We start from the raw sequence: 21,187 nt of genomic DNA, 5'->3' as shown, positions 1-21,187 counted from the left end.
TCCTCGGCTATTCTTTTTTCGCGACAGGGTATGAGATGGGTAACAGGCTTTCAAAGATCGCAACGCGCACCGGCGACAATGGCACCACGGGCCTTGGCGACGGCAGCCGCACCGAAAAGGACAGCTTGCGGATCCACTCGATCGGCGAGGTGGACGAGCTCAATTCCTTCATCGGCCTGCTGCTGGCGGAAGACCTGCCGGCCGAGGTACGCGAGGACCTGGTCACGATCCAGCACGACCTGTTCGACCTGGGCGGGGAGCTGTGCATCCCTGGCTACCAGATGATCAAGCCGGAGCACGTGGCGCGCCTGGACGAACTGCTGGAGAAGTACAACGAGCATCTGCCGGCGCTGAAGGAATTCATCCTGCCGGCCGGCTCGCGCGCCGCGTCGCTGGCCCACGTGTGCCGCACCGTGTGCCGCCGTGCCGAGCGCGCCATCGTCACGCTGGGCCGCAGCGAGACGCTGAACGAACACCCGCGCCAGTACGTGAACCGCCTCTCGGACCTGATGTTCGTGCTGGCGCGCGTGCTGAACCGCCACGCCGGCGGCAGCGACGTGCTGTGGCAGCACGAGCGCAAGCGCTGACAACCCGCGATCCCTCACCCGTCATCCCGGGCCGGGATGACGGCTGCTACGCGGCCATACCGGCGTCGCGGGCCCGCTTGAATTCGTACATCGCCAGGTCCGCCGCCTCCATCAGCTCGTGCGCGTTGCCGCCGTCATCCGGATAGCACGCGCTGCCAATACTGCAGCTTACCTGCAGCATCCTTCCCTTGTGCTCGATCGGCTGGCCGATGCATTCGTGCAGCTCGGCCATCACCCGCGCGACGGTGACCGCGCACGGCTGCGGTAGCGCCAGCGCCACCACAAACTCGTCCCCGCCCAGCCGCGCCACCAGGTCGGTCGCGCGGATCGTCCCGAGCAGGCGCTGCGCCACGCAGCGCAGCACCTGGTCGCCCACCGCATGGCCGAAGCGGTCGTTGACCGGCTTGAAATCGTTCAGGTCGAGGAACAGCACGGCCACCGAACCGGGCGCCTGCGTTTCTTGCAGCAGCTGCTCCAGCTTGCGCATGAAGCGCACCCGGTTCGGCAAGCCGGTCAGCGGATCATGTTCGGAGCGGTGCTCGCTGTGCAGCTTGGCCTGCTCTTCCTGGCGCAGGTCGTGGCGCAGCTGTTTGCGAAGCAGGAAGTTATGGCGCGAGAAGCGCTCGCGGGTATGGAGCGAAAACAGGCCGACGGCATTGGCCGACAGCAGGAACGCGAGGTTGGTCAGCAGGACCAGCAGGCTCTCCTGGGTCGCGCCCATGTCCTGGTGCGTTAGCGACAGCACGATGTACGGGCCGACGATCACGCAGCCGGCCATCGCCGCATAGCGCGGCAGCAGGTAGGTCCAGCTGTACAGCGCCATCGAGACGAGGATCATGCCGGCGTAATACGCGGACCATGCGATATCGCCGGGCGAGGCACACAGGATGATGGCCTGGATGCCCCAGCCCCAGTAGACATAGGTGGCGCAGGTGATGGCGGTGTAATGGCGCGCGAACACTTCCGGGCGGCGGATCGCGAGCAGGCACGGGAGCGCACTGACGCCAATGACCAGCGCCCGGATCACCCACGCCTGCACGAAAGCCTGCGGCAGCGCCCAGCGGTCGAGCAGCCCGAACATCACGTAAAGCGCGGAACACAGGAGGTAGGTGCGCGTGTAGACGCGGCGCTTCTCCTGTGCCAGGTCGACCTGGTAGGCCTTTTCGAGACGCGCGTCGAAGCGGCCTGTCTTCACGTAGATGTTCAATGGCACTGCGAATTCCTGAAACTATTGGTATCGATCTGGTCAGCGTAGCGCATGCGCCGGTTACTTTCCATGTCAAAACGTCTGTGTGTTTCGTTTCCGATACACAACTTATGTTCATGTAATGAAACATAAACAATTGTGTCGCAATAATCGGCGACAATGTCTGACTTTGATGGCAAATTGCCATCGCCTGCCGTGCGGGTTAGCATGGGGGCATTGACATTCACATGGCGAGGCAATGACGGCAACCGAGCGTTTCGAAGTCCGATTTCACAGCGGCGGCAACCGCGCAGGCAATCCTTTCCGCTTTGCGGGCCGGGGCTCGCTGGTGATCGAACCGGATTTCGTGACCCTGGAAGGCAACGAGCGCCGCTCCTTCCGCCTGGGCAGGCCCGCCAGCGAACGGGTGCGCATGGTCGACATCGTGAACGTGTGGACCGATGGCGAGCGCGTCCAGTTCGACCAGCAGCGGGTGGACGGCGACCGCACGATCGGCTTCAGCGTGGCCAATCCGGAAGTGGCACTGCGCATTGTCGGCGCGCTGCCGCAACGCCGCACCGAAGCCTTCGCGGCCGCGCAGGCCGATGTCGAAACCTTCCATCGCCAGCTGGAGCACCGCGCCTCGACGCCGGTCGTGTGGACGCTGCTGGCGGTGAACATCGCGATCTTCGCACTGATGTGGCAGGAAAATGTGCCGGACAACCCGCTCGCGCATGGACAGCAGCTGATCCGCTGGGGTTCCAACGCGGGCCGCTACACGCTCCAGGGAGAGTGGTGGCGGCTGGTGACGTCGATGTTCCTGCACGGCGGCTTGCTGCACATCGCGTTCAACATGATCGTGCTGGTGCAGGTGGGCACGCTGGTGGAGCGGATGTTCGGCAGCCTGCGCTTCACGCTGCTCTACCTGATTGCGGGCGTGTGCGGCAGCCTGGCCAGCGTGCTGTGGAATCCCTACGTGAACAGCGTGGGCGCCTCGGGGGCCATCTTCGGCATCATCGGCGGGCTGCTGGCCTTCGTGCGCAAGCCCGACAGCGGCGTGCCGCACACGATCGCGCGGAGCCTGCGCGGCTCGATCACATTCTTCCTGCTGTTCAACGTCGCGGCGGGGTTGATTTATCCGTTCACGGACAACGCCGCGCACTTCGGCGGCCTGGCGGGCGGCTACATCGCCGGGTGGCTGCTGGCCCGCTCCCTGTCACTGCCGCCTGAAGCATAAAAAATGGGGACAGACCCCATTTCGAAAATGGGGACAGACCCCATTTTCGCGGACAACGCCGCGCACTTCGGCGGCCTGGCGGGCGGCTACATCGCCGGGTGGCTGCTGGCCCGCTCCCTGTCACTGCCGCCTGAAGCATAAAAAATGGGGTCTGTCCCCATTTTCGGTTAGTTGTTGACGACGAGGCGGGCTTTGCCGCCGGCGCCGAAGCGCTCGCGGATCGATTTGGCGATGCCCTTGGCGTCGAGGCCGACGCCGGCCAGCAGCACCGCCGGGTCGCCGTGGTCGATGAACTTGTCCGGCAGGCCGAGCATCAGCACCGGCTTGACGATGCCTTCGGCCGCCAGCGCTTCCGCCACCGCCGCGCCCGCGCCACCCATCACGCAGCCCTCTTCCACCGTCACGATGCTGTCGTGGTCGGCGGCCAGCTTCTTCACCAGCTCGACGTCCAGCGGCTTCACGAAGCGCATGTTGGCCACCGTCGCGCCCAGCTCTTCGCCTGCGGCGATGGACGGCGCCACCATGGAGCCGAACGCCAGGATCGCGATGCCCTTGCCTTCGCGCTTGATCTCGCCTTTGCCGATCGGGAGCGAGGTCAGCGCCGGATCGATCGCCGCGCCAATGCCGGCGCCGCGCGGATAGCGGATCGCCGCCGGTCCAGGGTAGTGGTAGCCGGTGGTGAGCATCTGGCGGCACTCGTTCTCGTCCGACGCGGCCATCACGACCATGTTCGGGATGCAGCGCAGGTAGGCCAGGTCGTAGTTGCCCGCGTGGGTCGCACCGTCGGCGCCGACGATGCCGGCGCGGTCGAGCGCGAACGTCACGTCCAGGTTCTGCAGCGCCACATCGTGGATCAGCTGGTCGTAGGCGCGCTGCAGGAAGGTCGAGTAGATCGCCACCACAGGCTTGAGGCCCTCGGTCGCCAGGCCCGCGCCGAAGGTCACCGAATGCTGCTCGGCGATGCCGACGTCGAAATAGCGGTCCTTGTACAGCTGGTCGAAGCGCACCATGCCCGAGCCTTCGCGCATCGCCGGCGTGATGCCGACCAGGCGCTTGTCGGCAGCGGCCATGTCGCACAGCCAGTTGCCGAATACCTCGGTGTAGGTCATCTTGGCCGGGGTCTTGGCCGGCAGGATGCCTTCGCTCGGGTTGAACTTGCCGGTGCCGTGGTACAGGATCGGCTCGGCCTCGGCCAGCTTGTAGCCCTGCCCCTTCTTGGTCACGACGTGCAGGAACTGCGGACCCTTGAGCTTCCTGATGTTCTCCAGCGTCGGGATCAGCGAATCGAGGTCGTGGCCGTCGATCGGGCCGATGTAGTTGAAGCCGAATTCCTCGAACATCGTGGCCGGGACCACCATGCCCTTGGCATGCTCCTCCAGGCGCTTGGCCAGCTCCATCACGGGACCTGGCAGCACGGTCTTGCCGACGTTGCGCGCGGCCGCGTAGAACTGGCCGCTCATCAGGCGCGCCAGGTAGCGGTTGAGCGCACCGACCGGCGGCGAGATCGACATGTCGTTGTCGTTCAGGACCACCAGCAGGTTGATGTCGTCGTCCACGCCCGCGTTATTCAGCGCCTCGAACGCCATGCCGGCGGTCATGGAGCCGTCGCCGATGACGGCGATCGCGTGGCGGTGCTCGCCCTTGATCTTGGACGCCTGCGCCATGCCCAGCGCGGCCGAGATCGAGGTCGACGAGTGGGCGGTGCCGAAGGTGTCGTATTCCGATTCGTCGCGGCGCGGGAAGCCCGAAATGCCGTCCAGCTGGCGCAGCGTGTGCATGCGGTCGCGGCGGCCGGTCAGGATCTTGTGCGAGTAGGTCTGGTGGCCCACGTCCCACACGATGCGGTCGTTCGGCGTATTGAAGACGTAATGCAGCGCGATCGTCAGCTCGACGGTGCCGAGGTTGGACGACAGGTGGCCGCCGGTCTTGGAGACCGAGTCGAGCAGGAAGCTGCGCAGTTCGTTGGCCAGCGGCGTAAGCTGCGTGCGGGTCAGCTTGCGCAGGTCTGCCGGGTCGTTGATGTGATTCAGGAGGCTCATGTTTTCCTTCACTACTCTATGCTTGGCGCTGCACGATCAGGTCGGCCAGCTCACGCAGGCGCTGCGCGGCCGGGCCGAAGCCTTCCAGCGCAGCGTGCGCGTCGCGCCGCAGTTGTTCGGCCAGCGCCTTCGATGGCTCGAGGCCGAGGATCGACACGTAGGTCGGTTTGTTGGCGGCGGCGTCCTTGCCGGCGGTCTTGCCCAGCGTGGCCGAATCGGCGGTGGCGTCAAGCACGTCGTCGACCACCTGGAACGCCAGGCCGATCGCACGCGCGTAGGCGTCCAGCGCCCGCGTCGTTTCCGCATCCAGCTCGGCGCCGGCCAGCGCGCCCAGCACCACGGAGGCGCGCAGCAGCGCGCCGGTCTTGAGCTGGTGCATCTGCTCCAGCTGTTCCAGCGTGAGCTGCAGGCCCACGCTGTCGAGATCGATCGCCTGGCCGCCGCACATGCCGGCCGCGCCGGCCGCATGCGCCAGCACCCGCAGCATGGCCACCAGCCGCGCCGGCGGCACGCTGTCGGCGCCGGCCAGCACGTCGAAGGCCTGGGACTGCAGGGCGTCGCCCACCAACAGGGCGGTCGCTTCGTCGTAGGCCACATGCACGGTCGGCTTGCCGCGGCGCAGCGCGTCGTCATCCATGCAGGGCATGTCGTCGTGCACCAGCGAGTACACGTGGATCATCTCGACCGCGCAGGCGGCGCGCGCCAGCGTGCGCGGGTCGGCCGCGAACAGCGCCCCGGCCGCATGCACCAGCAGCGGGCGCACGCGCTTGCCGCCGCCCAGCGTGGTGTAGCGCATCGCCTCGTGCAGCCTGGCGGGCTGTTTCGATGCCGGAGGAAGGAATTCCGCGAGATCGACTTCCACCTGCTGCTGCACCGCCTTCATCCAGTCGCCAAAGGACAGCGTCATTCCGCGGCCTCCGCGCCGGTGCCGGAGAACGGCTTGAGCATGTCGCCTTCGAGTACCTTCACCTGCGCTTCCACTTTTTCGAGCTGCGCCGCGCAGTACTTGACCAGTTCCGAGCCGCGCGCGTACGCCGCCACCGATGCTTCCAGCGGCAATTGTCCCGATTCCATTTGGGTGACCAGCTGGGCCAGTTCGGCCATGGCCTGTTCGAACGATTCCGGTGCCACGGTGCCTTCCGCGTGAGATTTTTTAACCATAAATACGTGTAGCTGGTCCGTGCGGATGCCGCAGGCGGTGCCAGTCCAATCGTTTATTTTAGAGCAAACGGGGGCGCGGGGATGCGCCGCATGCGCTGCTATTGCACAAAAGGCAGGATTTTATCGTATCGCGCGCCCCTCCTCGCGATTTCGTGGGACAACAGCCCCCTCAAGTGCAGGTGGCCGGGAGATGTTGGGCGAAGCTGAACAATTGGCGGTATAATTTCTGGTTCTGTCCGAAATACCGTATTGTCGCTAGCTTAAACATACTGGTCTTTGGATTCTTTCTCTTCTTTGGGTTGAAGTACTTATTAAAGGGGGGTTGGGATGTCCGATCTGGCTACCCACGCCAAGCTGGCGCGCTCCAATGCACAGCTTCCGGTAGATGTCTATTTTGACGACGCGCTCCTCAAGCGCGAAATTGCACAGCTGTTCCAGAAAGGTCCGCGCTACGTGGGCCACGAACTCATGGTGCCGGAGCGGGGCGATTTCGCCACGCTGGTCCAGGAGAACGAGGGACGCATGCTGGTGCACAATGCGAACGGTATTGAAGTCGTTTCGAACGTTTGCCGCCACCGCCAGGCGCTGATGAAGAATGGCCGCGGCAATGCGGACAACATCGTCTGCCCGCTGCACCGCTGGACCTATGACCTCAAGGGTGAACTGATCGGCGCGCCGCATTTCGCGGACACGCCGTGCCTGAACCTGCCCAAGACCAAACTCCAGTCGTGGAACGGCCTGCTGTTCGAGCAGAACGGCTACAACGTGATGGAAAAGCTGAAGGAACTGTCGGTGTCCAGGGACCTCGATTTCTCCGGCTACATGTTCGACCACGTGGAAGTCCAGACCTGCAACTACAACTGGAAGACCTTCATCGAGGTCTACCTGGAGGACTACCACGTCGAACCGTTCCACGCGGGCCTGGGCGGCTTTGTCAGCTGCGACGACCTGCGCTGGGAGTTCGGCGAGGACTTCAGCGTGCAGACGGTCGGCGTGAACCGCAGCCTGGTGCGTCCCGGCTCGGACGTGTACAAGCGCTGGCACGACCAGGTGCTCAAGTTCCGCGGCGGCGTGCCGCCCGAAAAAGGCGCGATCTGGTTCACCCTGTACCCGAACATCATGGTCGAGTGGTATCCGCACGTGCTGGTGGTGTCGACCCTGCATCCGGACGGCCCGCAGAAGACCCGCAACGTAGTCGAGTTCTATTATCCCGAAGAAATCGTGCTGTTCGAGCGCGAGTTCATCGAGGCCGAACGCGCCGCCTACATGGAGACCGTGGTCGAGGACGACGAAATCGCCCTGCGCATGGACGCCGGCCGGCGCGCACTGCTGGCGCGCGGCGAGACCGACGCCGGTCCTTACCAGTCGCCGATGGAAGACGGCATGCAGCACTTCCATGAGTGGTACCGCCGCCATATCGACCTGACCGGCTGATGGCATCCTCCTGGATGCTGCTGGCGACCTTGCTGTTTGCGCTGATGAGCGCATGCGTCAAGGTCGCCTCCGAATTCTTCACGACTTCCGAAATCGTCATGTACCGGGGCCTGATCGGCTCCGCCATGCTGTTCTTCCTCGTGCGCCACCAGCGCGGCACCTTCCGCACGCGGCTCGCCAAGGAGCACCTGTGGCGCGGCTGCGTGGGCGTGGTCTCGCTGTGGCTATGGTTCCTCGCGATCGCCCAACTGCCGCTGGCCACCGCCGTCACGCTCAACTACATGTCGCCGATCTGGATCGCAGCCTTCCTGTTCATCGCGGGCTGGTGGCACTCGAAGAACCATGTCGAGTGGCCGCTGGTGGCCGCCATCCTGCTGTCCTTCGTCGGGGTCACGCTGGTGCTGCAGCCGGCCATCGAGACGCGCCAGTGGCTCGGTGGGGTCATGGGCCTGCTGTCCGGGATGCTGTCCGCGCTGGCCTACCTGCAGGTGCGCCGCCTGGGCAAGATGGGCGAGCCCGAGTACCGCGTGGTGTTCTACTTCTCGCTGACCAACGTGGCCGCCGGCTTCGCCGGCACCCTTCTGGAAGGCGGCCCGTCCAACCTGCATGCGATCGACTGGCGCGGCGGCGCCCTGCTGCTGGCGCTCGGCGTCTCAGCCACCGTCGCGCAGATGGCAATGACGCGCGCCTACCGGGTCGGCAAGACGCTGGTGGTGGCGAACCTCCAGTACACCGGCATCATCTTCTCCAGCCTGATTGGCGTGATCCTGTGGAACGACGTGTTCGACTGGCATGTCTGGCTGGGCATGGGCATCATCCTTGTTTCCGGCATCGCCGTGACGTTCTACAATACGCGCAACACGGAACGGGGCAAGGCCGTTTCGACCACCGACCCGATCGCAAGCGAAACCTGACGAGGAGACCATGCACACGACCCTGATCACCGCGGAAGAACTGGCGCGCCACATCGACGACCCCGACTGGGTGGTGGTCGACTGCCGCTTCGACCTGGCCAATCCCCTGGCCGGCCGGGAAGGCTACCGGATCGGCCATATCAGGAATGCCGTGTACGCGGACCTGGAACGCCAGCTGTCGGGCGACAAGCACGCGGTGGACGGCACTTTCCGCGGCCGCCATCCGCTGCCGGGGCGCGAGTTCCTGGCCGAGGTGATGCGCGAACTGGGCATCAGCGAGCACACCCAGGTGGTGGCCTACGACGCGCACGGCGGCATGTACGCGGCGCGCCTGTGGTGGCTGCTGCGCTGGATCGGCCATCCGCAAGTGGCTGTGCTGGACGGCGGGATGGCCGCCTGGCAGGCGCTGGGGCTGCCGATGGAGTCGACCGTGCGCGAACCGCACACCGGCAACCTGCAGCAAAAACCGTCGCTGGTGGGCGCCGTCACGGCCGCCGACGTGCTGGAGAATATCGCCACCGGAGCGCGCACCGTCGTCGACGCGCGCGCGCCGGACCGCTTCCGCGGCGAGAACGAGACCATCGACCCGGTGGGCGGGCATATCCCGGGCGCGAAGAACCGCTTCTTCAAGGACAACCTGCACGCGGACGGACGATTCAAGGATGCGGCTGCGCTGCGGGCCGACTTTGAAAAAGTCGTGCCGGATCCGAAGCTGGCGATCATGCAGTGCGGGTCGGGCGTGACCGCGTGCCATAACCTGCTGGCGATGGAGGTGGCCGGGCTGCATGGCGCAGCGCTGTATCCGGGATCGTGGAGCGAGTGGTCGTCCGACCCGGCGCGCCCGATTGCCACCGGCGCGGAATAAGCAACGGAGACTGTCACCTGCGGTGACAGTCCCCTTCCCTATCTAGTGGCGGGTGGAAGTCAGCAGCACCACGGCCAGCACGCCGATCGCGATCAGCACCACCTGCGGCACCGATTCCTTCACCGTCGCGCGACGCTGCATCTGCGGCATCAGGTCGCTCACGGCGATATAGATAAATCCGCTCGACGCGAACACCAGCACGTACGGCACCAGGCCGCTCGCCTGGTCCAGCGTGTAGTAGCCCACCAGACCGCCGACGATCGCCATCAGGCTGCAGATCAGGTTGAACACATAGGCGCGCAGTCGCGAGAAGCCGGCATTGAGCAGCACGATGAAGTCGCCGATCTCCTGCGGGATCTCGTGCGCGATGATCGCCACCCCGGTCACGATGCCCAGGTGCGGATCGGCGATGAAGGCGGCGGCGATCAGGATGCCGTCGGTGAAATTGTGCATGGCGTCGCCGATCAGGATCAGCCAGCCCGACTTGCCCGCCTCGTTGGCGTCATGGCCGTGCGCGTGGTGGTGGCCGTCGCCTTCGTGGTGGTGCGAATGGCGCAGCACCGCCAGCTTTTCCAGGATGAAGAACCCCAGCAATCCGCCCAGCAGCGTCGCGAACAGCGTGCGCGGGTCGGCGTTCGACTCGAACGCCTCCGGCAGCGCGTGCAGCAGCGAGGTCGCCAGCATCAGGCCGACCGACAGGCTGACCATGCGCTCGACCATCTTCGACAGCAGGGTAAACGAGAACACCGCGGCCGCGGTGATGCTGGCCACGCCCGCAATGGTCGTCGCCAGGAGAATGGAGATCAGGGTCGAATCGATTTGAAGCCTCTTGTTGTTCTTTTGATGCGCAAGCCGGGCATTGTACCGCCCCGGCTTGCTGCTTGCATCACATCAGGCGACGCCGTGCTTCTTGAACCACTCCATCATGCGCTTCCAGCCGTCCTTCGCGTCTTCCGCCACATAGCTTGGGCGGTAGTCGGCATGGAAGGCGTGGCCGGCGTTCGGATAAACGACGAAGGCCGACTTGCTGGGGCCTTTGGCCAGCACCGCTTTCATGCGCTCGACCGATTCGACCGGGATGCCTGTGTCCTTGGCGCCGTACAGTCCCAGCACAGGCACTTTCAGCGTGGGGGCGACGTCGATCGGGTGCTGCGGATTGATCGTGCTGTCCTTGTTGCCCTCCAGGCGGCCGTACCAGGCCACGCCGGCCTTGACCTGCGGGTTGTGGGCGGCGTACAGCCAGGTGATGCGCCCGCCCCAGCAGAAACCGGTGATGCCCATGCGCGACGTATCGCCGCCATTCTCCTTCGCCCACGCGACGACCGCGTCCAGGTCCTTCATGACCTGCGCGTCCGGGGTTTTGGAAATAATGTTCTTGATCAGGTCCGCGGTATTGGCCTGTTTGGTGGGGTCGCCCTGGCGAACGAACAGGTGCGGCGCCAGCGCCAGGTAGCCTTGCTTGGCGAAGCGGCGGGCGACGTCGGCGATGTGCTCGTGCACGCCGAAGATCTCGGAGACGACCAGGATCACCGGGAGTTTGGTCTTGCCGGCAGGCTGGGCGCGGTAGACCGGAACCGCCTGGCCGTCCACGGTGACCGTGACTTCGCCGGCAGTCAGGCCTTCGGTGTCGGTGGTGATCACGGACTGCGCGGTAACGGGCAGTGCCGCGGCGGCGAATCCGGTGCCAAGCGCTACTTTCAGGAAGCCGCGGCGGTCGGTGCCGTCGGAGGCAGCATTGGCGCCGTTCAGCAGGCCGCTCGCGTCTTCGATCAGGTCTTTCATGGGTGTCCCTCCGGTTCTTATTGATGGGACGCCTATCTTATCAGCGGAACAACTGCAACGGTGCACAGCCATTGCCGTCATCCCCGCGACGGCGGGGATCCATGCCGAACCGGCAACGGCGGGTCAGTGTGCCTGGTCCCAGTTGGGGCCGATGCCGACTTCGGCCAGCAGGGGGACGTCGAGCTTCGCGACGCCGGCCATCAGTTCCGGCAGCTTCGTGCGCACCAGGTCCAGCTCGGTCTCGGGCACTTCCAGCACCAGTTCGTCGTGCACCTGCATGATCATGCGCGTGGCCAGGCCGTCGCGCTCCAGCCAGTCCTGCACCGCGATCATGGCCAGCTTGATCAGGTCTGCCGCAGTGCCCTGCATCGGCGCGTTGATCGCGGCGCGCTCGGCGCCGGCGCGGCGCGGGCCGTTCGGCGAGTTGATTTCCGGGAGCCACAGGCGGCGGCCGAAAACGGTTTCGACATAACCGCGCGCCTTGGCGGCCATGCGCGTTTCGTCCATGTAGCGCTTGACGCCCGAGAAGCGCGCGAAGTACTTGTCGATATAGCTGCTGGCCGCAGAACGCTCGATGCCGAGGTTGGCCGCGAGGCCGAACGCGCTCATGCCGTAGATCAGGCCGAAGTTGATCACCTTGGCGTAGCGGCGCTGTTCGCTCTCCACTTCCGCCGGCGCCACGCCGAAGATCTCCGCGGCGGTGGCACGGTGGATGTCCTCGCCTTCGGCGAACGCGCGCAGCATCGCCTCGTCGCCCGAGATGTGCGCCATGATGCGCAATTCAATCTGCGAGTAGTCGGCGGACACGATCACGTTGCCGGGACCGGCCACGAACGCTTCGCGGATGCGGCGGCCCTCCGCCGTGCGGATCGGGATGTTCTGCAGGTTCGGATCGTTGGACGCCAGGCGCCCCGTCACCGCCACTGCCTGCGCATAGTTGGTGTGCACGCGGCCGGTGTCCGGATTGACCATCTTGGGCAGCTTGTCCGTGTAGGTGGACTTGAGCTTGGACAGGCCGCGGTGCTCCAGGATCACCTTCGGCAGCGGGAAGTCCTCCGCCAGCTTGGTCAGCACTTCCTCGTCGGTGGACGGGGTGCCGGTCGGGGTCTTCTTGACCACCGGAAGGCCCAGCCTGCCGAAGAAGATTTCGCCGATCTGCTTGGGGGAGCCCAGGTTGAACTGGCCGCCGGCCAGTTCATAGGCCTTCTGCTCCAGCTCCACGATGCGCTCGCCCAGCTCGCGCGACTGCTGCTCCAGCAGCGCGGCGTCGATCAGCACCCCGTTGCGCTCGATCTTGCGCAGCACGGTGGCCGTCGGCAGTTCGATGTTGCGGTAGATGAAGGTGAGCTTTTCGTCGGCCTGGACGTGGCCGATCATCGCATTGTGCAGGCGCAGGGTGATGTCGGAATCCTCGGCCGCGTACTCGGTGGCGCGCGCCAGCTCGACCTGGTCGAAGCACAGCTGGCCTGCGCCCTTGCCGCAAACATCCACGTACGGGATGGTCTGGTAGTTCAGGTGGCGCATGGCCAGGTTGTCCATGTCGTGCGGCTTGTGCGATTCGAACACGTACGATTCAAGCAGGGTGTCGTGCTCGATGCCCTGCAGGTGGACGCCGTGGTTCAGGAAGATGTGCGCGTCGAACTTGAGGTTCTGGCCGACCTTGGCCTTGGCCGGATTCTCCAGCCAGGAGCGCATCTTCTCCAGCACCGCCTCGCGGTTCAGCTGTGCCGGCGCGCCGGCGTAATTGTGCGCGACCGGGATGTAGCAGCCCTTGCCGGCTTCCACCGACAGCGAAATGCCGACCAGCTGGGCGGTCATCGGGTCGAGCGAGGTGGTCTCGGTGTCGACCGAGGTGAGCGTCGCGGCGTCGATCAGCGCCAGCCACTTGCCGAGCTGCTCATCGGTGGTGACGGTCTCGTACTCGGCCTTGACCGGTGCGGCGGCCTCGCCAAACAGGTCGCCGGTCGGCGAATCGAGCGCCGGGCCGCGCGGTGCTGCCGGCGCGTTGGCGGTCAGTTCGCGCAGCAGCGTCTTGAAGCCGTAGCGGCCGAAGAAATCGCGCAGCGCGTCCTTGTCCTCTTCGCGCGCGGTCAGCGTCTCGCCGATCGACACGATGTGGCCGGACAGGTCGCAGTCGCACTTGACCGTGATCAGCGTGCGGCCCTGCGGCAGCCACTCGAGCGCCTGGCGCAGGTTCTCGCCCACCGCGCCGGTGATCGAATGCGCGTTCTGCATCACGCCTTCCAGGCTACCGTGCGCGGCCAGCCACTTGAGCGCGGTCTTGGGGCCGCACTTGGTCACGCCCGGGATGTTGTCGACCGAGTCGCCGATCAGCGTCAGGTAGTCGATGATGCGGTCCGGCGGCACGCCGAACTTTGCCGTCACGCCTTCCACGTCCAGTTTTTCGTTGGTCATGGTGTTGATCAGCGTGACGTTCTCGTTGACGAGCTGCGCCAGGTCCTTGTCGCCGGTCGAGACGATGGTCTTCATGCCCAGCGCGGTCGCCTGGCAGCACAGGGTGCCGATCACGTCGTCCGCCTCCACGCCTTCCACGGTCAGGATCGGCCAGCCCATGTGCCTGACGGCCTCGTGGATCGGGTCGATCTGCAGGCGCAGGTCGTCCGGCATCGGCGCGCGCTGCGCCTTGTACTCGGCATACAGGTCGTCGCGGAAAGTCTTGCCCTTGGCGTCGAACACGCAGGCGATGTACGCGGCAGGGTAGTCCACGCGCAGGCGGCGCAGCATGTTGACCATGCCGTGCATGGCGCCGGTCGGGTGGCCGTCCGGGCTGCGCAGGTCAGGAAGAGCATGATAGGCGCGATACAGGTAGCTGGAACCGTCGACGAGCAGCAGGGTGTTTTGCATAAGGGCGAATGAAGTAAAAAGGGGCGCGGACGGGGCAGTGCCAGCCGGTCCGGGACAACAGACATTATCGCAGAATCCGATACCCGGCATATGGGGCCGAAAACCCGATTTAACAGGGCGGCGCACGAGCGGCGGCGCTGCCATTTTGCTACAATGGACGAAACGTCCACAAGGTGACCATCATGCTGCGCAAACCGAAGCTCCTGCCGCTCCTTTCCCTTCTGGTCGCCGGTGCGGCCATGGCCCAGCAAACCGCTCCGGTGCAGCCGGCGGCGCCTGTCGCACAGGCCGCCCCGGTCGCGCAACAGCCAACGGCTGCCCAGCAGTCCACGGCCGCAGGCCAGCAGCAGGAAACGCCGCGCCAGGAACTCGAGCGCGGCGCCGAGCCGCCGCTGATTCCGCCCAAGGGTCCGACCACCCGCATTGTCGAGCGCAAGGTGGGCAACCAGGTCACCGAAGCGACCGTGACCGCAGGCGGCAGCACCTACACGCTGCGTCCGAAGACCGGCACGGCCGAAACCGGCGAGGTCGCGGGCGGCCCGTCGCGCGCCCCGTTGTGGTCGGTGCTCCAGTTCGGCCAGCCAAAGCCGAAGGAACCCGAGCAGGCCGCGGAAGGCGAACAGCAGTCCGCCACTCCCACTGCCGGCAAGCGCGCGACGGTTCCACCGCCGCCGCCGATGACGCCCCCTGCCAAGTAAGGACGTTTTTACATGGCGGTTTTCACAACCGTTGGCCTGCCTGAAGTCTCGGACTGGATCGGTCAATTCCCGCTGGGCGAAGCACGCGCGGTGCGCGGCATCGCCTCGGGCATCGAGAACAGCAACTTCTTCCTGACCACGGACGCGGGCGAGTACGTCCTGACGATTTTCGAGAATCTCGGCTTCGAACAGCTGCCCTTCTACCTCGAACTGATGCGCCACCTGGCCGCGCGCGGGGTGCTGGTGCCGGCGCCGGTCGCGAACCGCGACGGCGCGCTGTGCGTGCCGCTGCTGGGCAAGCCGGCGGCCATCGTCAGCAAGCTGGCGGGCCAGTCGCAGATGGCGCCGCAGGCGCATCACTGCGCCCAGGTCGGCGCGATGCTGGCGAAGATGCACATCGCCGCGCGCGACTTCCCGCTCGACCAGCCCAACCTGCGCGGCATCGCGTGGTGGAACGAGACTGCGCCCAAGGTGCTGCCGCACCTGTCGGCTGCCGAGGCGGCGCTGCTGGAAAGCGAACTGGCGTTCCAGAACGCCTTCGCCGGCTCGGACGCCTGCCGCCAGCTGGAACGCGCGCCCGTGCACGCGGACCTGTTCCGCAACAACGTGATGTTCGACGGCGACCGCCTGACGGGCTTCTTCGATTTCTACTTCGCCGGCGTGGACACGCTGCTGTTCGACATCGCTGTCACCGTCAACGACTGGTGCGTCGATCCCGGCAGCGGCGCGCTGGACGCCGGGCGCGTGCGCGCGCTGGCCGACGCCTACGGCGCGGTACGCCCGTTCACCGCCGCGGAGGCGCTGGCGTGGCAGCCGATGCTGCGCGCCGCCGCCCTGCGTTTCTGGCTGTCGCGCCTGCACGACCTGCATGCGCCGCGCGATGCCGCGCTGCTCACGCCGCACGACCCGACCCATTTCGAGCGCATCCTGCGCCAGCGAATCGGCCATACTCCACCTGCACTGTTCAACGCAACATGACCTCTCTCCCTGCTCGCACGGGCTGGCAATGGATCCGGCAAGGCTTCGACCTGTTCCGCCAGCAGCCCGGCCGGCTCGCCTTCCTGTTCCTCGGCTACATGCTGTTCATCGTCTTCGTCGAGCTGATTCCGGTGGTGGGCAAACCGCTCACGCTGATGCTGCTGCCGGTATTCGGCGCCGCGTTCATGCGCGCGGGCGCGCGCATCGACCGCGGCGAGCTGGTCGAGCCGGGACTGATCGTCACGGGTTTCCGCAAGCCGGTGTTCGCGCCGCTGTTCAAGCTTGGCCTGCTGTATTTCGGCGTGATCGCGCTGGTGGTAGGCGCCATTATGTGGATGGACGACGGCACGCTGGCCAAGATGGCGCAGGGGCAGCTCGACCCGCGCTCGCCGGAGGCGCAGTCCGCGCAGTTATGGAAGCCCTTCCTGGCGGCGCTGCTGATCTACCTGCCGGCGACGGCGGCGATCGCATTCGCGGTGCCGCTGATCCTGTGGCGCGGCATGGGCGTGGCGAAGTCGATGTTCTACAGCTTCTTCGCGGTGTGGCGCAACCTGCGGGCGTTCATCATGTTCGCGCTGGGATGGTTCCTGCTGTTCGTGTTCGCGACACAGCTGGTGGCATTGTTCTCGGGGCCGAAATACCTTGCGCTGGCCCTGCAGCCGGTGATCGTCATGTTCGGCATCATCGCGCAGTGTTCGCTGTACGCGAGCTACCGGCAGCTGTTCGGGACGCCGGAGCCGGACTCGCCGCCGCCGGCGGTCGACACGCAGGCCTGAGCGCCCGCAGCCAACCTCTTCAAGCTGATCCCTTCGCTGACTCAGTACAGATCCCAGCCTTCGCTGGGATGACGGACGGTTGCTAGCTGACGCGGTCGAGCTTGGCGACCGAGAGGTCGAGCATCTTCATGCCGGCGCGGCCAAAGTTGATCTGGGCGCGCGCATTGGTGCCGCTGCCTTCCAGGTTGACGATGACGCCTTCGCCGAACTTGGCGTGCACCACCGATTCGCCGATGCGCCAGCCCGGGCCGCCCGCCGACTTCTGCTTGATCTGCTGCGCGATCTTGTTGTCCGAGCCGCCGTTGAAGGCCGCGTCGTCCCAGGCGGTCTTCTTGTTCGCAAACCAGTGCCCCTGCATGCGCGGGGTGATCCACTTGAGCGACTCCTCCGGCAGCTCGTCGAAGAAGCGCGACTTCATGTTGTAGCGGGTCTGGCCATGCAGCATGCGCTGCTGCGTGAAACTCATGTACAGGCGCTTCTTCGCGCGCGTGATCGCGACGTACATCAGGCGGCGCTCCTCGTCCACGCCGGCCATCTCGCGCGAGCTGCTCTCGTGAGGGAACAGGCCCTCCTCCATGCCGGTGATGAACACCGCGTCGAACTCCAGGCCCTTGGCCGAGTGCACGGTCATCAGCTGCAGCGCGTCCTGGCCGGCCTGCGCCTGGGCGTCGCCCGCCTCCAGCGAGGCGTGCGACAGGAACGCCGACAGCGGGGACATCACGGTGGCCAGCGGCGCATCAGCGTCGAGGATCTCGACGCCATCCTCGTTGACGATCGGGCTGCCCGCCTGTGCCTGCGACTGCGGCCCCAGGTGTGCGGGCGCGCCCTGGCCGAAGCCTTCTTCCTGCACGAACTGGTTGGCCGCGCCCACCATCTGCTCCAGGTTCTCCACGCGGTCGGCGCCTTCCTTCTCGCCCGCGTAGTGCGTCATCAAGCCGCTCGAATCGAGCACCACGCGCACCAGCTCGGGCAGCGCCATCTGCTGGGTTTCGAAGCGCACGCCTTCGATCAGTTTGACGAAACCGCCCAGCAGCGTGCCGGCCTTGCCGGTCACGTAGGGCACCGCCGCGTACAGCGAGATGTTGTACTGCGCCGCCGCGTCCTGCAGCTGCTCGATGGTGCGCATGCCGATGCCGCGCGTGGGGAAGTTCACCACCCGCAGGAAGGCCGAATCGTTGTGCGGATTGTCCATCAGCTGCAGGTAGGCGATGGCGTGCTTGACTTCGGCGCGCTGGAAATAGCGCAGGCCGCCGTACACGTGGTACGGGATGGCCGCGGCGAACAGCGCATGTTCGATCACGCGCGACTGCGCATTGGAGCGGTACAGCACCGCGATCTCGTCGCGGCGGGCGCCGTCGCGCACCAGGCTTTTCACCTCGTCCACGATCCATTGCGCTTCCTCCAGGTCGGAGGACGCCTCGTACACGCGCACCGGCTCGCCGTGGCCCGCGTCGGTGCGCAGGTTCTTGCCAAGGCGGTTGCTGTTGTTCGAAATGAGCAGGTTGGCCGCATCCAGGATGTGGCCGTGCGAGCGGTAGTTCTGCTCCAGCTTGATCAGGTTCTGCACGTGGAATTCGCGCTCGAACTTGACCATGTTGCCCACGTTCGCGCCGCGGAAGGCGTAGATCGACTGGTCGTCGTCGCCCACCGCGAACAGTGCGCCGCCCACCTGCTGGCCGTGGCCGGCCATCAGCTTCAGCCAGGCGTACTGCAGGTCGTTGGTATCCTGGAACTCGTCGACCAGGATGTGGCGGAAGCGCGACTGGTAGTGCTCGCGCAGCGGCTGGTTGCGCGACAGGAGTTCGTAGGAGCGCAGCAGCAGCTCGGCGAAATCGACCACGCCTTCACGCTGGCACTGCTGGTCGTAGATCTCGTACAGTTCGACGAACTTGCGGCCAATCGGGTCCGACACTTCCACCGCATGCGCGCGCAAGCCCTGGTCCTTGGCGTTATTGATGAAGTACATCAGGTCCTTGGCCGGGTACTTCTCGTCGTCGATGTTGTGCGCCTTGAGCAGGCGCTTGATCATCGACAGCTGGTCCTGCGAATCCATGATCTGGAACGTCGACGGCAGCGCCGCGTCACGGTAGTGCGTGCGCAGCAGGCGGTTACACAAGCCGTGGAAGGTCCCGATCCACATCCCGCGGGTGCTCACCGGCAGCATGGCCGAGAGGCGCGTGAGCATCTCCTTGGCCGCCTTGTTGGTAAAGGTCACGGCCATCACGCCTTGCGGACCGACCTGGCCGGTCTGGATCAGCCATGCGATGCGGGTGGTCAGCACGCGCGTCTTGCCGGAGCCGGCCCCTGCAAGGATCAGGGCGCTCTGCGCTGGCAGCGTAACGGCGGCGAGTTGTTCGGGATTGAGGTTCAGGAGGAGATTCTGCATCCTGCGATTATACCGTCGCGGGGGCGGTGAGGCGGGGCGATCGGCCGATGTGGCCAGTCATGCAAGAGCAGGAAGGGACTGTCCCTGCAAGGGACTGCCCCCGGATCTTCTATTGGCCCAGCTGACTAGACATCGGCGGACGGTCCCCTGCGGGGACAGTCCCCGACTGCATCACGAGCGTGGAGCCGGGCGCGCCAGGCCGCGCGCACGCGCATCCTCGATCAGGGCGCGCATGGCCTTGTCGGCGGCGCGGCTTGCGACATCCATGCGCTCGCCGAGGGCGTCCATCTGCTCGCCCAGCTTTTCCATCGGCTCGCCCGCCACTTCCATCTTCTTGCCGAGGGCTTCCATGTCGCCGTGCGCCTGCTTTTCGACGTAGGCTTCGAAGGCGTCGCTCTCGGCGTCGATCTGTTTTTCGATCGCGTTCATCTGCGACTCCAGGCGATCGATTTCGCGTTCGGCGGCCTTGCGCTCGGCGTCGCTGCCCCTGCCGGCGCTGATCGATTTGGTCGCCGCCTGCGATGCCAGCTGCGCCTGTTTGCCGGCGAGCTCCTGGATGCGCTGCTCGAACTGGCGCACCCTGGCGTCGGATGGCTTGCTCTTCTGCGCTGCGGCGCTCATTTCACGCCCCAGTTTTTCCATCACCTTGCCGTGCTCCTTCATCTGGTCGCCCAGGCCGTTCATCTGCTTGCCCAGCTGGTCGACCGGCGCCCAGGTGGTATGGGCCTTGGCCACCAAGGCGGGATCCTGGATCACGTACGCCTGGCCACCGTGGCGGAACCAGATGAATTCGCCGTTGATGCTGCGCTGGGCGGCCTTGATGTCGCCCCAGTCGGCGCTGCTGCCGTGCATGGTGCTGCCCTGGTCGCCCTGGCGGACGATGGCGTAAGGTTCGCCTTCGTCATCGCCGCGGGAAAAGTGGCGCTCGCGCTTGCGCTCGTCGCGCGCCGCATGGGCGGCATCGCGGGCAGCATCGCGGGCGGCCCGCGCCGCTTCCTCCGATCCCGCCTTGGCGGCGCGGGCCGCGCCTGCCGCTGCACGGCTGGCGGTACGGGCTGCATCGGATGCCGAGCGCGCCGCCTCGGCCGCTGCCGCGGCAGAGGCCTGCCCGGCTTCGCTGGCGATATGCGCTGCATGCGCGGCGGACCGTCCGCCGCCAGGTTCGGACGGCTGCGCGGCGTTGGCGTAGAAGCCGGCGCAGGCCGCAGCCAGGCCGAGGATCGGCACCGCGATTTTCCAGTTCAGGGGTTCGCTGGTCGGGCTGACCAGGCGTTGAATGCGTGTCATGAGATTTCCTCCGTGGGCCGCATGGGCCAGGGTTGGCGTAGCGAGCTGGAGGCGGTCCAGCTCGGATAATGCAAGTGCGAGGCGCCGCGGTTCGCCCAGCATGCTTGCGGCTAAATCATCTGCAATCTGTTCGCGCTCGGCGCGTACCCGTCCGGACAGCCACCAGACGGTCGGGTGATAGAACAGCACGATTTCGATCGCGCTCTGCACCAGGTTGACGAGGTAATCGTGGCGGCGGATGTGCGCCAGTTCGTGGGCGAGCAGCGCCTCGAGCAGCTCGGGCGGGATGCGCGCGATCAGGGCGGCAGGCACCAGCACGACCGGGCGCCACCAGCCGGCGGTAACCGGGCTGTCCAGGTCGCCGACGACGCCCAGCGCGACCGGCCGCCCGATGCCGAAACGCTGCGCCATGCGGGTCAGCCGCGCCTGCAGCGCCGGGTCGCGCGTCGAGCGCCCCGCCCTGCTCCGGCTGCGCACCCAGGCCAGGCCCAGGACCATGCGCAGCGCCAGCAGGCCGGCGCCGCTGGCCCACAGCGCCAGCACCAGTGGCAGGCGCTCCTGCAACGCGTCGCGCCAGCCGGACAGCTGGACGGTCGCGGCCAGCGCCGCCTGCGGCATCGCGGCCCCGGGTTCGGCGCCGGCCAGCGGCAGCAGCATCGTGCTCACTGCGGGCGGCGCCGGTGCGTCCGACATGCGGACGATGACACCCGACAGCGGCAGGGCGATACACAGCAGCAGCGCCCCGCAGCCCACCAGGTAGCGGGCCTGCGGACGAGCGCCGCGCATCAGGCAGAACAGCAGCGCCGCGCCCCAGCCGACCAGCATGCCCTGCCAGACAAAGTCGAGCAACGCCCAGGCCAGGCTGGGCATGAAGGTGGACAGGAAATCTGCAAGTGGCGGCATGGCGCGCTCCGTTGTTGTTGAAAGCAGAATAAATCGTCTAGATCGCTTTGTCTAGAACTTTTTTTCTAGTTCGAACATGGGCTCAGGGA

General features: G+C 66.1%; 17 protein-coding genes. 8 read left to right on the top strand and 9 right to left on the bottom strand.

Annotated features, from left to right (window positions below):
* The first annotated feature begins 35 nt into the window (after positions 1-35).
* Positions 36-587 carry a cob(I)yrinic acid a,c-diamide adenosyltransferase gene (locus tag ACFSQR_RS13695; RefSeq protein ID WP_377730443.1) on the top strand — a complete coding sequence of 184 codons (552 nt, stop codon included), beginning with the start codon at positions 36-38 and terminating at the stop codon, positions 585-587.
* Between the two features lie 46 nt (positions 588-633).
* Here the strand turns inward: ACFSQR_RS13695 and ACFSQR_RS13690 are convergent, their stop codons facing one another.
* The gene (locus ACFSQR_RS13690; RefSeq protein ID WP_377730442.1) at positions 634-1,800 is read right to left on the bottom strand and encodes a diguanylate cyclase domain-containing protein; all 1,167 of its coding nucleotides are present in this window, start codon (positions 1,798-1,800) and stop codon (positions 634-636) included.
* A gap of 232 nt (positions 1,801-2,032) precedes the next feature.
* On the opposite strand from ACFSQR_RS13690, the gene ACFSQR_RS13685 reads away from it, so the two are divergent.
* Positions 2,033-3,010 carry a rhomboid family intramembrane serine protease gene (locus ACFSQR_RS13685; protein ID WP_377730440.1) on the top strand — a complete coding sequence of 326 codons (978 nt, stop codon included), beginning with the start codon at positions 2,033-2,035 and terminating at the stop codon, positions 3,008-3,010.
* 167 nt (positions 3,011-3,177) lie between these two features.
* Here the strand turns inward: ACFSQR_RS13685 and dxs are convergent, their stop codons facing one another.
* Genes dxs through ACFSQR_RS13670 form a run of 3 tightly spaced genes read right to left on the bottom strand, consistent with a single transcriptional unit; the run spans position 3,178 to position 6,210 of the window.
* Positions 3,178-5,049 (bottom strand): 1-deoxy-D-xylulose-5-phosphate synthase, encoded by a 1,872-nt coding sequence (gene dxs, locus ACFSQR_RS13680; RefSeq protein WP_377730439.1) that lies wholly within the window; start codon positions 5,047-5,049, stop codon positions 3,178-3,180.
* 16 nt (positions 5,050-5,065) lie between these two features.
* Positions 5,066-5,956 (bottom strand): polyprenyl synthetase family protein, encoded by an 891-nt coding sequence (locus tag ACFSQR_RS13675; RefSeq protein ID WP_377730438.1) that lies wholly within the window; start codon positions 5,954-5,956, stop codon positions 5,066-5,068.
* A complete protein-coding gene (locus ACFSQR_RS13670; RefSeq protein WP_377730437.1) occupies positions 5,953-6,210 on the bottom strand; it encodes an exodeoxyribonuclease VII small subunit in 258 nt (85 codons plus the stop codon). The genes ACFSQR_RS13675 and ACFSQR_RS13670 overlap by 4 nt, the downstream gene beginning before the upstream one ends.
* Positions 6,211-6,537: 327 nt before the next feature.
* On the opposite strand from ACFSQR_RS13670, the gene ACFSQR_RS13665 reads away from it, so the two are divergent.
* The 3 genes from ACFSQR_RS13665 to ACFSQR_RS13655 are packed head-to-tail and all read left to right on the top strand — an operon-like array spanning position 6,538 to position 9,423.
* A complete protein-coding gene (locus tag ACFSQR_RS13665; protein WP_377730436.1) occupies positions 6,538-7,644 on the top strand; it encodes an aromatic ring-hydroxylating dioxygenase subunit alpha in 1,107 nt (368 codons plus the stop codon).
* On the top strand, positions 7,644-8,558 hold the full coding sequence (locus tag ACFSQR_RS13660; RefSeq protein WP_377730435.1) for a DMT family transporter: 915 nt from the start codon (positions 7,644-7,646) through the stop codon (positions 8,556-8,558). Before ACFSQR_RS13665 ends, ACFSQR_RS13660 begins: the two co-directional genes overlap by 1 nt.
* Before the next feature lie 10 nt (positions 8,559-8,568).
* Positions 8,569-9,423, top strand: a complete 855-nt coding sequence (locus tag ACFSQR_RS13655; RefSeq protein WP_377730434.1) for a sulfurtransferase — start codon at positions 8,569-8,571, stop codon at positions 9,421-9,423.
* A 42-nt stretch (positions 9,424-9,465) separates the two neighbouring features.
* Here ACFSQR_RS13655 and ACFSQR_RS13650 read toward each other — a convergent pair whose 3' ends face one another.
* The 3 genes from ACFSQR_RS13650 to polA all read right to left on the bottom strand — a co-directional run bounded on the left by ACFSQR_RS13650 (position 9,466) and on the right by polA (position 14,070).
* Positions 9,466-10,143: a ZIP family metal transporter gene (locus ACFSQR_RS13650; protein ID WP_377730599.1), complete on the bottom strand. Its 678-nt coding sequence runs from the start codon at positions 10,141-10,143 to the stop codon at positions 9,466-9,468.
* A 171-nt stretch (positions 10,144-10,314) separates the two neighbouring features.
* Positions 10,315-11,205, bottom strand: coding sequence for a dienelactone hydrolase family protein (locus ACFSQR_RS13645; protein WP_377730433.1), 891 nt, complete (start codon positions 11,203-11,205; stop codon positions 10,315-10,317).
* A gap of 123 nt (positions 11,206-11,328) precedes the next feature.
* A complete protein-coding gene (gene polA / locus ACFSQR_RS13640) occupies positions 11,329-14,070 on the bottom strand; it encodes a DNA polymerase I (RefSeq protein WP_377730432.1) in 2,742 nt (913 codons plus the stop codon).
* Positions 14,071-14,252: 182 nt separating this feature from the next.
* Here polA and ACFSQR_RS13635 point away from each other — a divergent pair, with 182 nt between their 5' ends.
* Genes ACFSQR_RS13635 through ACFSQR_RS13625 form a run of 3 tightly spaced genes read left to right on the top strand, consistent with a single transcriptional unit; the run spans position 14,253 to position 16,522 of the window.
* Complete coding sequence (locus tag ACFSQR_RS13635) at positions 14,253-14,768, top strand: hypothetical protein (protein ID WP_377730431.1); 516 nt, start codon at positions 14,253-14,255, stop codon at positions 14,766-14,768.
* A 12-nt stretch (positions 14,769-14,780) separates the two neighbouring features.
* Positions 14,781-15,746 (top strand): homoserine kinase, encoded by a 966-nt coding sequence (locus tag ACFSQR_RS13630; protein WP_377730430.1) that lies wholly within the window; start codon positions 14,781-14,783, stop codon positions 15,744-15,746.
* Positions 15,743-16,522, top strand: coding sequence for a BPSS1780 family membrane protein (locus tag ACFSQR_RS13625; protein WP_377730428.1), 780 nt, complete (start codon positions 15,743-15,745; stop codon positions 16,520-16,522). Before ACFSQR_RS13630 ends, ACFSQR_RS13625 begins: the two co-directional genes overlap by 4 nt.
* 82 nt (positions 16,523-16,604) lie before the next feature.
* Here ACFSQR_RS13625 and ACFSQR_RS13620 read toward each other — a convergent pair whose 3' ends face one another.
* Together ACFSQR_RS13620 and ACFSQR_RS13615 are read right to left on the bottom strand one after the other, a co-directional pair.
* Complete coding sequence (locus ACFSQR_RS13620; protein ID WP_377730427.1) at positions 16,605-18,908, bottom strand: UvrD-helicase domain-containing protein; 2,304 nt, start codon at positions 18,906-18,908, stop codon at positions 16,605-16,607.
* Positions 18,909-19,079: 171 nt separating this feature from the next.
* Entirely contained in the window at positions 19,080-21,098 is a 2,019-nt protein-coding gene (locus ACFSQR_RS13615) for a M56 family metallopeptidase (protein WP_377730425.1), read from the bottom strand.
* Positions 21,099-21,187: the final 89 nt, after the last annotated feature.

The organism is Pseudoduganella sp. GCM10020061, assembly GCF_042683405.1.
Classification (GTDB): Bacteria; Pseudomonadota; Gammaproteobacteria; order Burkholderiales; family Burkholderiaceae_D; genus Telluria.
This window is presented reverse-complemented; position numbering and strand designations above follow the sequence as displayed.